This is a genomic window from Paenibacillus sp. J31P316, from assembly GCF_056269105.1.
In genome coordinates this window covers 100,560-115,306 of sequence record NZ_JBWDNI010000008.1, presented here as the reverse complement: position 1 = coordinate 115,306, position 14,747 = coordinate 100,560, and the positions used below count along the sequence as shown (strand labels likewise).

General features: G+C 57.3%; 10 protein-coding genes. All 10 read left to right on the top strand.

All coding sequences use genetic code 11. The features are described from left to right. The first annotated feature begins 67 nt into the window (after window positions 1-67). The 10 genes from AC0YNU_RS21860 (at window position 68) to AC0YNU_RS21815 (ending at window position 14,568) form a co-directional block, all read left to right on the top strand. Window positions 68-1,372, top strand: coding sequence for a glucosidase family protein (locus AC0YNU_RS21860; protein ID WP_475760575.1), 1,305 nt, complete (start codon window positions 68-70; stop codon window positions 1,370-1,372). 81 nt (window positions 1,373-1,453) lie between these two features. Further along, window positions 1,454-2,509 carry a phosphotransferase gene (locus tag AC0YNU_RS21855; protein ID WP_475760573.1) on the top strand — a complete coding sequence of 352 codons (1,056 nt, stop codon included), beginning with the start codon at window positions 1,454-1,456 and terminating at the stop codon, window positions 2,507-2,509. A gap of 37 nt (window positions 2,510-2,546) precedes the next feature. After that, window positions 2,547-4,325, top strand: coding sequence for a sensor histidine kinase (locus AC0YNU_RS21850; protein WP_475760571.1), 1,779 nt, complete (start codon window positions 2,547-2,549; stop codon window positions 4,323-4,325). A gap of 1 nt (window position 4,326) precedes the next feature. Next, window positions 4,327-5,973, top strand: a complete 1,647-nt coding sequence (locus AC0YNU_RS21845) for a response regulator (RefSeq protein WP_475760569.1) — start codon at window positions 4,327-4,329, stop codon at window positions 5,971-5,973. A gap of 118 nt (window positions 5,974-6,091) precedes the next feature. Continuing rightward, complete coding sequence (locus tag AC0YNU_RS21840) at window positions 6,092-6,964, top strand: phytanoyl-CoA dioxygenase family protein (protein ID WP_475760568.1); 873 nt, start codon at window positions 6,092-6,094, stop codon at window positions 6,962-6,964. Between the two features lie 66 nt (window positions 6,965-7,030). Further along, window positions 7,031-8,794, top strand: coding sequence for an extracellular solute-binding protein (locus AC0YNU_RS21835; protein WP_475760567.1), 1,764 nt, complete (start codon window positions 7,031-7,033; stop codon window positions 8,792-8,794). Window positions 8,795-8,934: 140 nt separating this feature from the next. Continuing rightward, on the top strand, window positions 8,935-9,834 hold the full coding sequence (locus tag AC0YNU_RS21830; protein WP_475760565.1) for an ABC transporter permease: 900 nt from the start codon (window positions 8,935-8,937) through the stop codon (window positions 9,832-9,834). Between the two features lie 21 nt (window positions 9,835-9,855). After that, the gene (locus AC0YNU_RS21825) at window positions 9,856-10,737 is read left to right on the top strand and encodes a carbohydrate ABC transporter permease (protein ID WP_475760563.1); all 882 of its coding nucleotides are present in this window, start codon (window positions 9,856-9,858) and stop codon (window positions 10,735-10,737) included. A gap of 112 nt (window positions 10,738-10,849) precedes the next feature. Next, complete coding sequence (locus tag AC0YNU_RS21820; protein ID WP_475760561.1) at window positions 10,850-11,986, top strand: enolase C-terminal domain-like protein; 1,137 nt, start codon at window positions 10,850-10,852, stop codon at window positions 11,984-11,986. Then, on the top strand, window positions 11,983-14,568 hold the full coding sequence (locus AC0YNU_RS21815) for a hypothetical protein (protein WP_475760559.1): 2,586 nt from the start codon (window positions 11,983-11,985) through the stop codon (window positions 14,566-14,568). Before AC0YNU_RS21820 ends, AC0YNU_RS21815 begins: the two co-directional genes overlap by 4 nt. The last annotated feature ends 179 nt before the right edge of the window (window positions 14,569-14,747 follow it).

Sequence of the window (14,747 nt, the reverse complement as noted above, 5' to 3'; positions counted from 1 at the left end):
ACGACCCTAATCGGCATCGGGTGCGGGCTGTCGAGTACCGGATGCGCGGGAACCGGAGATGATGTTCATGGACATTTCATCATTGACGTCTCAAATCAAGGATCCGCTGATCAGGCGGGGCGTGGAGGAGGCCATTCGCAAGACGCTGCTGCCCGCGCTGCGGGAAGAAGCGTTTCGCGGTCATTTTATCGTGGACGCGGACGGTACGTTTTTCGGCAAGGAATCGGTCTTTCCGGGCTTGGACGCCTGGGAGATCGCAGGAGCTTATCTAAGCCTGGGCAAGACGCGAAGCATGCTTGATTTCTTCGCGTTCGTCCAGGCTTCTCAGCGTTCCGACGGGCATATTCCGTTCGCGGTCTTTCCCGACCAGCCGAACCTGGACCTATCCACGCATATGCGCGGCGTGAATTATCCGGAGGATGTCTTCTCTTATCCTTCGCCCGAGGCAGGGCAATCGCAGGAAGCAGGCGCGAATGAACGGCGCTGGGTTCGGCTGTTCAAGCATTGGGTGCCGACCAATCCCCTCGGCGTGTTGGCCCCGGTGAGCTATCTCCTGCTCGCGGAGGAGATCGTTCGGCATACGAATGATCTTCAGTGGTTACGCGGGAAGCTGGACTCTCTCGACAGGGCGGCCGCGTACATCCTGTCGCGCAAATCGGAGAACGGCATGATCGACGGCGCGGGCTTCTATATCGAATTGCATTCCCGTTACGATTGGGACGGCGTTACGCAATGTTATTCGATTCACGCCTTCCGCACGCTTGCGCAGCTTTATCGGGAAACGGGCAATCCCGCACGCGCGGAGGATTGGGAGCGGGAAGCCAAGGTGCTGGAGACTGATTTTCAGAAGCTGTTCTGGCAAGGCGATCATTTCGCGGAATATATCCATCCCGAGCACGGCTTGGTGGACTTTCACGGTCTGACGGACGTCAATTGGGCGGCGATCGCATTCGGGATCGCAACCGATGAGCAGGCTGCCGTAGTCTGGCCGTTGATGAAAGCGGAGGAGCGGCTGTGGCGCGGCGATATGCCGAGCCAGACGATCGCCGTTCATTATTTGTTCCGGGAATGGGAGCTGCATGAACGGCTGCCTTTCGAAGGAAGGAATATGGGGCCGCTCCATGACGTCTCCGCGATGGGCCGGGTCTGGTATTTGGAAGCGCTCTCTTGCTTGCGGATGAACGATACCGAACGATTGAAGACCTCCGTTCGTCTCGTATGCCAGATGGGCGAGCGGCATGATTGGTTCTGGTATGAGCGTTATCAGCCGATGCAGACATGGGACGTGCAGCCGACAGGCGCTTATAAATATTGCGAGTATGCAGCGATCCTTGTGCGGCTCGTGCTGGGTCACCCGCAGTTGTTCGCGTAGACAGGTTTGAAATTTTCCGTAGAAATTTTCTGTAGGATGCATGAGCGGGAAGAGACGATGATGAACGGGAGCTGAGCGCAGATGAGGGCGACATTGTTGTTGGATGCTTTAACGGAGCTGCTGGAGGATGCCAGCGACAGGCTGTTAGCGGGCGATATCCTGGGTACCGCCGATCCGAGGGAAATCGCGGATGCCATCGGGAACTTCTGCGTCAGACGCTTGAATAGTCCCGTCAAGCAATGCTTATATGCCGGCTTCAGCGTCGGGGCGTCCTTTGGCTTGGAGCTCGAGGACCGCAGGCAGGTTTTTATGAAGATCCATAAACTGACCGGCCCGGAGACGATTACGGCTAATTCCAAATTATCGCTTACCGCGTCTTCGACGGTACAGAAGCATTTGGCGGAGAGCGGTTTTCCGTGCCCGGAAGTGCTCATCATGCCGGAGGAGTTCGGAGCGGGGATCGTCACGCTCGACGCTTATTCCGCCCCGGGGGAGCTGCAGGATGCGCACAACCCCGAGATTCGGAGGGCAATGGCGGAGACGCTGGCGGATCTTATCGCGCGGACGCGTCCGTACCGATCGCTGCCGGGGCTGATCCCGGGCAGCTTCTGCGCGAGCAGCACGCTGTTCCCCGTCCCGCACAACGCCTTGTTCGACTTCGATAAGGAATATGAAGGCTCGGAGTGGATCGACGCGATCGCGGGCTCGGCCAAAGCCGAGATCGAGGCGAACCGCTCGCCGGGCAACCTGGTGCTGGGCCACGTGGATTGGTCCGTCAAGCATTTTCGCTTCGACGACGGGAAGGTCGTCATGATCTATGATTGGGACAGCCTGAAGCTGGAGGACGAGCTTCATCTGCTCGGTCTCGCGGCGGCGACGTTTCCGTCGACCTGGGACATCCCTGTCCTCCTCACGCCGTCGCGAGAAGAATCCCGCTTGTTCGTCCGCGAATACGAAGCGGCCCGCGGCATCCCCTTTACGTCACGGGAGCTGGCGACCATATCCGCCGCGGCGACCTATGTGATGTCCTACGTCGCCAGATGCGAGTTGGCCATTAATCCGAACAACGAGCGTTACGAAGGGAGTTTCCGTCAAGCGCTGCAAGCGATGAAGGGAGACCGCTTTATTGACTGGTAGACGGTGACGACCGGCGCGTGCCGGAGAGGGGTTTCCAATGAGAGCGAAGCTGAAGGTGCCTTCATTATCGCTGTATGTACGGCTCGTGCTGACATTTCTTCTGGTGCTGCTTCCCCTGTACGGGCTGACCTTGACGATGAGCGAGATCAACTCGAATGTCGTGAAGGACGAGGTGGCCAAATCGATGACGTCCCGGGTGCAGCTCTATCTGGATGTCCTGGAGGAGGACTTCGATCGCATTCTCAGCTTTCAACAGGAATTCGTCAACAACGAGGATCTGCTCAAATTAAGCACGGCCGCGAACATCATGCCCGACTTCGATAAGTCGCAGGCGATACTGCGGCTGCAGAGCCGGCTCTATCTGATCAAGGATTCGAGCCAATTCATCGAGAATGTCAGCGTGTATATCCCCTTGCTGGACCGGACGATTTCTTCGAACGTCAAGTATGTCGAACAATTTGACAGGGAGGCTTACGAAGGACTGATTCAAGAAAGCAACCGGTACGTGTCTCCCTTCGTCAATTGGCAGGACCGGCTGTACATCAGCGATTTCTACCCGGTAACGGCTTCCTTGAACGACCAGCCGCCGTTGTTCGTGGTCGGTATCGAGCTCTCGAGGGACGCGATCCGGCAAGCGCTGCAGAAGTTTACGATCGACGGCAAAGGCGGGGCCGTTCTGATTTACGACAAGGAAGCCGACCTGCTCTTCGCCAATCGTGAAACAGAGTCCCGCAAATCGATGATCAACGCCTTTCTCACCGACCGGACCAGCGATCCGGAACAGCCCGTATCGCTGGAATCGATGGCCATCGGGAAAGAGTCGAACTTCGCCGTCTTCGACACCTCGAGCCAGTTCGGGTTCACCTTGATGATGTACGTGCAGGAGAAGCACATCCTTGGACCGCTGCGGACGTTCCGGCTTGGCTATTGGCTGCTGTCCGGCGTTTCGATTCTGATCGTCGTCTTCTTCTCCTATCGGATCTTCAGGATGATCCATCAGCCGCTGACGACGCTCGTGCATTCGTTCCGCAGAGTCGAGGACGGGAATCTCAGCATGATCAAGCAGCATCACTTCAAGCATGAATTCCGCTACCTGTCCGATCATTTCAATTCCATGGTGAAGCGGCTTAACGTGCTCATCTACGAAGTGTACGAGGAGCGTTACCGGGCCAGGCTCTCCGAGCTGCGACACCTGCAATCGCAGATCAATCCCCATTTCTTATACAACAGCTTCTTTCTCCTCTATCGCATGGCGAAGCTGCAGGACTTCGACGTCATTACCCGGTTCACCAAATATCTGGGCGAGTACTACCAGTTTCTCACGCGCAGCAATACGAACGAAGTAACGCTGTTGGCGGAGATCAACCATGCACGGGCTTATACGGAAATTCAAAATTTCCGTTTTCACGACCGCATCCAAGTGGAGTTCGCCGAATTGCCGTCCGCCTTCGCCCACATCTCGGTTCCAAGGCTGATCGTGCAGCCGATCATCGAGAACGCCTATGTCCACAGCTTGGAGCGCAAGGAAGCGGATGGACTGCTGCGCGTCGCGTTCACCGAGAAGGACGGATGCGTCGTCATCACGGTGGAAGACAACGGCGACTATCTAAGCGCCGGGAAGCTGGCCGAACTGAATGCGCTGCTGCGCTCGAACGATCTGGAAGGGAACGAAAGCGCGGGCATCTTCAATGTTCACCGCCGTCTGCAGATCGAATTCAGGGCCAAGGGCGGGCTGCGTTTTGCCGTGGGCTCGCTAGGCGGCTTGCGCGCCGACATCATCATTCCGCTGACCGACGATGAAGAGGAGGCTGGCTGATATGTACCGCGTGCTCATTGTCGATGACGAGAAATATTCCGTCGACGGACTCTACGAAATGCTGCATGAGGTCGATCATATCGAGCTGGACATCTATAAGGCCTATTCGGCAAAGCAAGCGCTGGAATGGCTGGAGCGGACGAAGATCGACATCGTCTTGTGCGATATCCAGATGCCGGGCATGAACGGTCTGGAGCTGCAGCAGGTCATCAATGTCCATTGGCCGTATTGCAAGGTCATCTTCCTCACCGGCATTAACGATTTCAACATCTCCCAGGCCGCCTTTCGAGGCGGGAGCGTGGATTACGTGCTGAAGACGGAAGGCGACGAAGTGATCGTCAAGGTGCTGGACAAGACGGTCGCCGGCCTCTCCGAGCATTTCAGGAACGAGCAAATTTTGCTGAAGGCCGCGGAGCAGCTGGCGTCGGCCAAGCCCGCCCTGCAGAAAGAGTTTCTCGCGAATCTGCTGGAGTACGAAGGGGCATCGCTTCGCGTGAAGCAGGCGGATTTCGATCAGGCTTACGTGGCGCTGTCCGCCGGCATGCCCGTCGTCGTCGCGCTCGGCCGGGTGGACCGCTGGGCGCTGGATATTAGCGCTCCGGATCGAGCGCTGCAGCTGTATGCGATTCAGAATATCGCGACGGAGTATTTAAGCGGCCTGCGGCTGGCGGCGGTCATCCTGGACGAGGCGCGGTTCGCGTGGTTCATTCAGCCGGAAGAAGGCGAAGACGAGCCGGATTGGACGCGCGGCATCCGCTTCGTTCACGGGTCGATGGAATCGATTCAGCGGACATGCAGGGAGCTGCTGCATCTTCCCGTATCGCTGATCCATAGCGATTCGTTCGCCGCTTGGCCGAGCGTCGCCTCGACGTTCAAGCAGCTGGAAAACCTGCTTCTAGTCGGCATGGGGGACGGGGGCGAGATGCTGCTCACGAACCGGAGGACGGATACGGCGGATGCCGAAGCCGAGCCGGCTCGGATCAAGCCGGATCTGCGCGGCAAGCCGTACTATCCCGAGACGCTGCATGCTTTGTTTGCCCAGGAGCAGGAGAAGGATTTCTATCGCGTCGTCGATGACTATATCGGCAGGGACAAGCTGCTTTCCTATCACCATGCCGATTATCTCGAGGCCTATTACTCCATGGCGACGGCATTTCTCTCCTATATCAATCAATGGGAGCTGGCTGAGCGGATCGCCGGGGACATCGACGTGGACAAGCTGATGAATCTTCGCGCGCACCGTTCCAGAGAAGACGCATTGGCCTATTTGCGCGCGATGGCCATCGTGCTGTTCAAGCAGAAGAAGGACGAGCAGGTGCTTCGGACGAACAAGGTCATCGATCAGATCAATCAGTATCTCCAGTCGAACCTGGGGAAGGACTTGTCGCTCGCCCGCTTGTCCGAGGTCGTGTATTTAAATCCGTCGTATCTGTCGCGCTTGTACAAGCAGCATACCGGCATCAATCTATCCGAGGCGATTATTGACTTGAAAATGGCGAAGGCCAGCGAGCTGCTCTCGAATCCGGTGTACAAAATTCACGAGATCGGAGCCATGCTCGGATTTGAAAACGCCGGCTACTTTACGCGGTTCTTCAAGAAGAACGTCGGCATGACGCCGCAGGAATTCCGCGATCGCGGAAACAAGTAAAGAAAAGAGAAGGAATCTCAACATTGTGAAATAGGATGGGCGGCTTCGCTGTCCTATAATGAAAGCGTATTCACTTTTGCTTCCCGGCGCGGAAGCCGATGGAGGGAGATACGCAGGCATGGAACGCGATACGAACAAGCAAGAGGGGTCAGGTTCATCCGTGTACAAGATGGATTTATCCAGCTTTCAGCTCTCGGAAGAGCAGAAGTTTCTGTTCGATCTGAAAGGCTACTTGGTCATTCCGGGCGTATTCAGCGAGGAAGAGACGACGGCGATGCGGGAGCAGGTGTATAAGCTTACGCATGACCCGGGCACGCTGGCTTCGCATGAGCGAACGGTTCCCGGAGGCGCATCCGAAGTCGTGCTGAGCAATCCGGCCGTCAAAGGAGCACTCAACACGTTTATCGGTCCCGATGTCAGGCTGGACAATCAATTCGTCGTCTGGCGCGAGAAAGGCAAAGGGGACGCGCAGGGACCGCATCAAGGCGGGCCCGAACGCAATCCGCATTTTCATTACCATGCGGCCGACGGGCAGATCTATTCCGCGCTGACGCGCATGGTCGTCGAGCTGAACCCCGTCGGCAAGCAGGACGGCGGAACGGTGTTTCTGCCGGGCAGCCATAAGTCGAATTTCCGCATCCCTCCATCCATCAAGACGAAGCGGGAGGACATGTACGAGCCGTACTTCGATTCTTACGAATGTCCGGCAGGCTCGCTCGTTTTCTTCAGCGAGAATACCTGCCACGCCGGTCCGGTCTGGAACAATCCGAACCATGCGCGGGCGGCGATCCTGTTCGCCTTCAACCACATCGGCTGCCGCTGGCATCGTCACCATAACGTGGCTCCCGAAGTGATTGAACAGCTAGGCCCGGAAGCCAGGTGGTATTTCCGCGATATCTGGCCGTGGGACAACAATGACAAATCCGGCCGTTTCGGCGGCCGCAACGTCGTCCAGGTGCATGCGGACGGTTCCCTGACGACATCACCTTGATGAGCAGACGAAGTATGGCGCGTTTACTGAACCTATTAGTTCTTCACCAAACGAGGAGGGTATAGGATGGCAGTCAAACAAAGGCAGCTGCTAGCGATCGTCTTGGTTTTCATGCTCGTCGTCGTCACGGCGTGCTCAGGGAACAACAACGGGGGAAATAACGGTGCGAAGGCGGACAATAATGCCGCGAATAACGGGGCAGCGGCGAATAATTCCGCCGGGGAGAACAACGCGCCCGCAACGACGACCGACAACGGCGGCAATGCCGGGACGGATGCAGCCGCGGAACCGTTCGGCAAATACGATCCGCCGATCGAAGTATCCACGGTGCGGATCATCAACGATACGTACAAGTTCGCCGAAGGCGACACGATCGACAAGAATGTATGGTACAAAGCATACGAAGACGAACTTGGCATCAAGATCAAGAACGACTGGGTCGTCAGCGGCGACGGCGTCGGCGGTCCCGGCGAGCAGAAGATGAACGTATCGATCGCTTCCGGCGACCTGCCGGACATCATCCCGGTCAACCCGAACCAGCTGCAGCAGCTGATCGACGCGGATCTCGTCATGGACATGACGGACGTATTCGAGAAGTACGCGGCCCCGTTGACCAAGGAAGTCATGAACGCGGACGGCGGCTATGCGATGAAATCGGCAAGCTCCGGCGGCAAGCTGATGGCCTTGCCGAATACGGGCTCGTCCATGGACGGCGCGGCAATGATCTGGCTGCGTTCCGACTGGCTGAAGAAGCTGGGTCTGCCGGAGCCGAAAACGATGGACGACGTGTATACGATCATCGACGCGTTCACGAACAAGGATCCGGACGGCAATAACAAGAAAGACACGGTCGGAATCGCGCTGAACAAAGATATCATGGGCGGCTATGCGGGCTTGGACGGATTCTTCAACGCCTTCCACGCCTACCCGGGCATCTGGTTTAAGGACGCTTCCGGCAAGCTGGTCAACGGCAGCGTTCAGCCGGAGACCAAGGCCGCCCTGGCGAAGCTCGCCGAAATGTACAAAGCCGGACAAATCGACAAGGAATTCGGCGTCAAGGACGGCGGCAAAGCAGGCGAGTCGCAAGGCGCCGGCAAGAACGGCTTCTCCTTCGGCCAAATGTGGAATCCGCTGTGGCCGATGGTGTCGAGCAAGGACAACGATCCGAACGCCGAATGGCAATCGTATCCGCTCGCGTCCGTCGACGATCAGCCGGCAAGGCCTCAGGTGACGCTCGCCGTCGGCGGTTATTATGCCGTCAACAAGAAGGCGAAGCATCCGGAAGCGGCCGTCAAGCTGATGAATATGTACATCGAGAAGAGCTTCGGCGAAACGTCCGATCCGAATAAATTCGGCAATGCAGGCGGGCTTGAGGTGTTCAAATACGCGATCGAGCTCGCTTCGCCTCCGACGAAGAACCTGGATGCGCATAAGGCGGTCACGGCAGCAATCACGAGCGGCGACGCTTCGAAGCTGAATCCCGAACAGAAGCTGTATTTCGATAAGATCAGCAGCTGGCTGAAGAAAGAAGACGGCACGAACGAACGCTGGGCGTACGATCGCGTATTCGGCGAGACGGGATCGTTCGTCGTCATCGACAAGTACGTGAGCGAGAATCTGCTGATGAATAACGAATTCTATGGCGCGCCTACGCCGACCATGGTATCGAAGGGATCCAGCCTGAAGAAGATGGAGCTCGAAGTCTTCACGAAGATCATCATGGGCTCTTCCCCGATCGACGCGTTCGACAAGTTCGTCAAGGACTGGAACAGCGTCGGCGGCGAGGCGATGACGAAGGAAGTGAACGATTGGTACCAAGCACAGCAATAACAAGCGTGATTGATAGGGGAGCAGCTAGCGGCTGATTAGCCGCAATAGGGCTGAACCGCAGCGGGGGAAGGTTTGAGGGAAACTTCTATCTTTCCCCTTTTTTCATAGGAAGACGCTTGCCAAGATGGGAGGGATTCGGCGTGGCAACGAAAAAATGGAGACGGGAATTGCCTTTGCATCTGATGGTGATTCCAGGTCTTATTTTGGTTCTTATCTATCATTACGGTCCCATGGCGGGCATCACGATCGCGTTCCAGAAGTTTATTCCGGCCAAAGGGTTCTTTGATTCCACATGGGTCGGACTCGAAAATTTCCGTTACGTCATGGAGCTGCCCGACACGTGGCAAATTCTATGGAATACGGTCTATATCGCCATCATGAAAATTATAGCGGGGCTGATCATCCCGATCACCATCTCGCTTCTGATTAACGAGGTCGGCAAGGAGCTCATCAAGCGAGGCGTGCAGACGCTGATCTATTTGCCCCATTTTCTATCCTGGGTCATTCTCGGCGGCATTCTGATCGACCTGCTGTCTCCGTCCGAAGGGATCGTGAACCAGATGCTGGGCTATCTGGGGATCGAGCCGATTTATTTTCTGGGCCTCGACGCCTGGTTCCCCTACACGCTCGTCATCTCGGACGTCTGGAAGGAATTCGGTTTCAGCACCATCGTCTACTTGGCCGCGCTCACGAGCATCAACCCGACCTTCTACGAGGCGGCGATCGTGGATGGCGCCAGCCGGTGGAAGCAGACCCTCTACATTACGCTGCCCGGGATGATGCCGATCATCATTCTGCTCACGACGCTCAGTCTCGGGAACGTGCTGAATGCCGGCTTCGACCAGGTGTTCAACCTGTACAGCCCGCAGGTTTACGAGAGCGGGGATATTATCGATACGTTCGTCTATCGGATCGGCTTGGTCGATGCCCAATACGGGGTAGCGACGGCCGTCGGCTTGTTCAAATCCGTCGTGTCCTTCTTCTTGATTACGATCTCGTATTACCTGGCTTACCGCTTGGCGAATTACCGGATTTTCTAGTGGAAGGGGGTTCTTGCGTCCATGCACTATATGACATCGAGCAGGCGAGTGTTTATTATTTTCAACTATACGTTTCTGATCGGGTTGTCACTGCTTTGCTTGCTCCCGCTAATTCACGTACTGGCGCTCTCGTTTAGCTCCAGCGCCGCCGCGACGGCGGGTTACGTGAAGTTCTGGCCCGTCGAATTCACGACGAATTCGTACCACTTCGTGCTGAAGAAGCCGGAATTCCTCGCCTCGGTCTGGGTGAGCCTGCAGCGGGTGTTTCTCGGCACCATCGTCAACATGGCGCTGACGGTGCTCCTCGCCTATCCGCTGTCCAAGGAAGTGAAGGCGTTCCGGATGCGCACCTACTACGTCTGGGCGTTTTTCCTCACGATTTTGTTCGGCGGCGGACTCATTCCCTGGTACATGGTCATCAAGGAAACCGGCTTGCTCGATTCGATCTGGGCGCTTATCATCCCCGGTGCCGTACCGGTATTCAACGTTATCCTGCTGCTCAACTTCTTCCGGGGGCTGCCCAAGGAGCTGGAGGAAGCTTCGTTCATCGACGGGGCCGGCCATTGGACGACGATGTGGAGAATCTACGTGCCGCTCTCGCTGCCCGCGCTTGCCACCATTACGTTGTTCGCGATGGTCGGGCATTGGAATTCCTGGTTCGACGGCTTGATTCTGATGAATTCGCCGGATCACTATCCGCTCCAGAGCTACCTGCAGACCGTCGTCATCAGGCGCGACTTGTCGCTCGTATCGCAGTCGAGTCTCGCGGATTTGGCCAACGTCTCCGACCGGACCAGCAAAGCCGCCCAGATCTTCATGGGGGCGCTGCCGATTCTGCTCGTGTATCCGTTCCTGCAGCGTTTCTTCATGAAAGGGATCGTGCTCGGGAGCGTGAAGGAATAGGGATTGGGAACGGTTCTAATCCCTTCCGCAAGGAATACGATTACCAAGACGAAGACAAGTCGTTTCGAAGTTATGCATCCTATCATTCCGCGTGGAGGAGTTGTCGTTTACCGTGAAAATTACGCAGATTCGCTGCAAATCATTGATCCGCAAAGTTGAAAACGCGTCGGCGCCGTCCTGGCTGTCCGAGACGGTCATCGCGAATCCGATGTCGATGTATCCGAAGTACCATGCCCGCCGTTCGTCTTGGAACGCGCCGTTCCCGAGCACGGCCGTGCTCATCGATACGGACGAGGGAATTCAAGGGCTGGGCATCTCCTACGGCGGAGATTCGATCCGCTCGATCGTCGAGGAGCATTTCGCGAGGCTGCTGATCGGCGAGGATCCGTTCGATATCGAACGTTTATGGGATCAGATGAACAAGTCTTCCTTGCCGTACGGACGCAAGGGCTTGTCATCGTTCGCGCTCAGCGCGGTCGACAGCGCATTGTGGGATATCGTGGGCAAGGCGCTGAATCAGCCGGTGTACCGCCTCCTGGGCGGAGCGACCAAGCCGGACATGCCGGTCTATCAGACGACCAACGACCGGACGGATTGGCAGGACGAATCGTTCTTCGGCGTGAAGCTGGCCATGCCTTACGGGCCGTCCGACGGCCGTGAAGGGCTGCTGAAGAACCGCGACCTGGTCAAGGAATGCCGGGAGAAGATCGGGGAGAAACGGGAAATCATGCTGGATTGTTATATGGCCTGGGACGTGGAGTATACGTTCCGGATGCTGGACGCGCTCGAGCCTTACGGCGTTCGGTGGGTGGAGGAAGTGCTCGCGCCGGACAATATTCACGGCTACGAGAAGCTCGCCCGCTATTCGGGTCCCATCGCGATCGCGACGGGCGAGCATGAATATCTGCGCTGGGGACACCGCGATCTGCTGGCAACGGGAGCGATCTCGATTCTTCAGCCGGACGTCGACTGGGTCGGCGGGATTACGGAAGCGAGGCGGATCAACGCCTTGGCATCGGCTTGGGGCATTACGGTCTGTCCGCACGCGGGAGGATTGCAGGCGCCGGCGCTCCATCTGATCAAGAGCCAGGTCAACAGCCCGTTCGTCGAGTGGGTCCGCACGTGGGATCGCGACAAGGGCAAGCCGGATCCGGTCGTCATCGGCATTCCGGATCCGGTGAACGGCCGCATCGCTCCGAGCGACGAGCCGGGCCTCGGCATTCGTCTGAACGAGGATATCCTGGCATGATGCACAATTCGTTATTGATCGAGGAGCGTCTGCGGGCGACGAATCAGCATGCGCTTCATCGGTCCAGGCGAGATCCGCACCGATTCGTATCGCGGATGGATCCTTCGCTGCAGGCGGCGGACGGGGAGATCGCATTAAGTGGAAGCTGGCATATCTCTGGTATAGCTGGCGGTGCGGCCGTGTTGGGAGCGGTGCAGGGAGCCTTGCAGGAAGCTGAGCAAGTAGCGGTGCGGGAAGCCGAGCAAGGAGCGTTGCAAGAAGTCGTGCAAGGAGCTGTGCAAGAAGCCAAGCGAGGAGAGTTGGAAGGAGCTGTGCAGGAAGCCAAGCAAGGAGCGTTGGAAGAAGCCGTGCAAGGAGCCGAGCAAGGAGCCGTGCAAGGAGCCGTGCAAGAAGCCGAGCAGGACCTTGCTCGGTTCTTGGCATGCTTTGGCATCGAAGTCGTGGACGAAGCTGCCTCGGCCGATGTTCATATTCGGTTCGCCGTGGACGACTCGGTAGCCGAAGGTGCCTTCAGGCGCTCGGTATTCGAAGGTGCGATCGTGGAGATTGCCGCCAAGGATGCCAAGGGAATCTGGGCCGGCTTGATCGATTTGGAGCGAACGCTGTCCTTGCGAGGCGCGCCGATCCTGCCGCTCGGCAGCGTCAGCCGGGCACCGGCTTGGCAGACGCAGATCAGCCAGGCGCCGTTTGGATCGAACTATTTGGTTCCTGATCTGTCGGATGCCTGTTTGTCCGACGATGCCTTTCGCATGCTGGCGCATTCCGGCATCAACGGCATGACGATATACGGCGACTGGCTCTTGTACGTCAAGAGCAGCATCTTCCCCGAGCTGAACGGCGAGAATTACGAACGCCATATCGCGGTGCTTCGGGATGCTTCCGAACGGGCCGCGCAATTTGGCGTCAGCCTGTATTACGTGCCGGTCAGTCCGAAGCTGCTTGCGGATCATCCGTTATTCCAGCGCCGCCCGTCGGCTCAGGGAGCGAAGCTTCACCCCGGCATCGCCGCCGAACCGAAAAACATCCACAATTTATGCTCCACCGATCCGGACGTGCTGGCCTTTCACGCGGAGACGATGGCGAGCATATTTCGCGAGGTTCCTTTGCTGGGCGGACTCATCCTCATTATTGGCGGTGAATCGTATTATCACTGCTATATGAGGCCGGACCGCCGGGCGCTGCCGCGCGGACAGAAGACGAATTGTCCGCGCTGCGCGGCCGGCAGCCCGGAGGAGGTCGTCGCCGGTTTGCTGAAGGTGACGGCGGATGCCGTCCATAGCGTCAAACCGGAAGCGCCGGTGATGGCTTGGCCGTACAGCGCTACCGGCTGGTCAAGCGATCCCGCGCAGCTGCAGCTGCTCCAAACGATGGAGGAGCAAGTTGCGCTTTTAACCACGATCGATAAGGACCAGTGGGCGCAGAAGGAGAATTACAAGAAGCATATTTGGGATTACAGCGTCGATTACACGGGGCCGGCCGACAATATCGTGAAGCAGGCGGAGGTTCTGGAGCAGCGCGGGATGGACCTCTACATCAAGACGGAAACCGCGCTGGGGCTGGAGTTTATCCAGTTTCCGTACCTCCCGTGCCTGCAGCGTTTGGCTGACAAGTGGAGCCGGGTGAGCGAGCTGCAGCCGAAAGGCGTGCTTCAGTCGTGGATGTTTTTCGGCATGTGGGGATCCAGGGCGGAGGAGCTGGGCTGGTGGGCATCGTGGTATCCGGAGCGGAGCGCGGATGAGGTCATTGCGGCCATCGCGGAGCGAGATTTCGGCTGTCATGCTCCGGCGCTCATCGATGCTTGGGCGCAATGCAGCGAAGCCATCGGACATCTGCCGTACATTCCGATGTATTTTACGGGTCCCGAATTTATCGGTCCGGCCCATCCTTTGTACGTTGCCGACGAACTTCCGGGCAGGGAGACGTTCGAAGCGCTGCTCTACTATTTGCAGGAGAACGAAGAGACCTTCTCCGATACGGTCAACGAGGTCAGGCATCTGCTCGTCATGGAACAGATCCCGCATCGGCATATTGAAGCGTCCATGGAAGCAGATCCGGGCTATGAGTATTGGCCGTTGCTGCAGGCGGAGTATGCCCTGGCGCGCGATCATGCGCTGCAGGCATGGGAAACGGTGAAGGACCTGGAAGCCGCGAAAGGTAGCATAGAGCAGGAACGACTGAACGAAGAACAATGGTTGTTCGAGCTGCTATACCGAACGTTGGAAACGACCTGCAGTACTTATGAGTTTTTGGAGCTAAAGGCTCGCTATAAAAAGGGTAGGGACGGGAATGGAGAAGAGAATGGAGACTGGAATGGAGAAGAGAATGGAGAATGGAATGGAGAAGAGAATGGAGACTGGAATGGAGAAGACGGAAATGGGGACTCGGGCACGTTGCAGCGGATGGTATCTATCATGGAGCGCGAAGTAGAGAACGCCCGATCCGCTAGAATCATTTACGAGCAAGCGCCGTGGTTTGACTTGGCGCTTCGATTGGACGGTCATTATCCGTCCAGCCTCGGCATGATCGATGCGAAGATTCAGCTCATGGAAGAGGAGCTGCGCACGTTGGGAACGGCTGAGTAGCGTTGCGGGGGCATTGGGGCTGAAATTGTGCAATATCGCAGATTTTGAAGCTCCGCGAGGCGAAGCTGGGCCGAAATTGTGCAATATTGCAACTTTAGGAGCTCCACGAGGCGAAGTTGGTCTGAATTTGTGCAATCTAGCAGCTTTTGGAGCTCGATGAGCCGCAGTCGGGTCGAAAT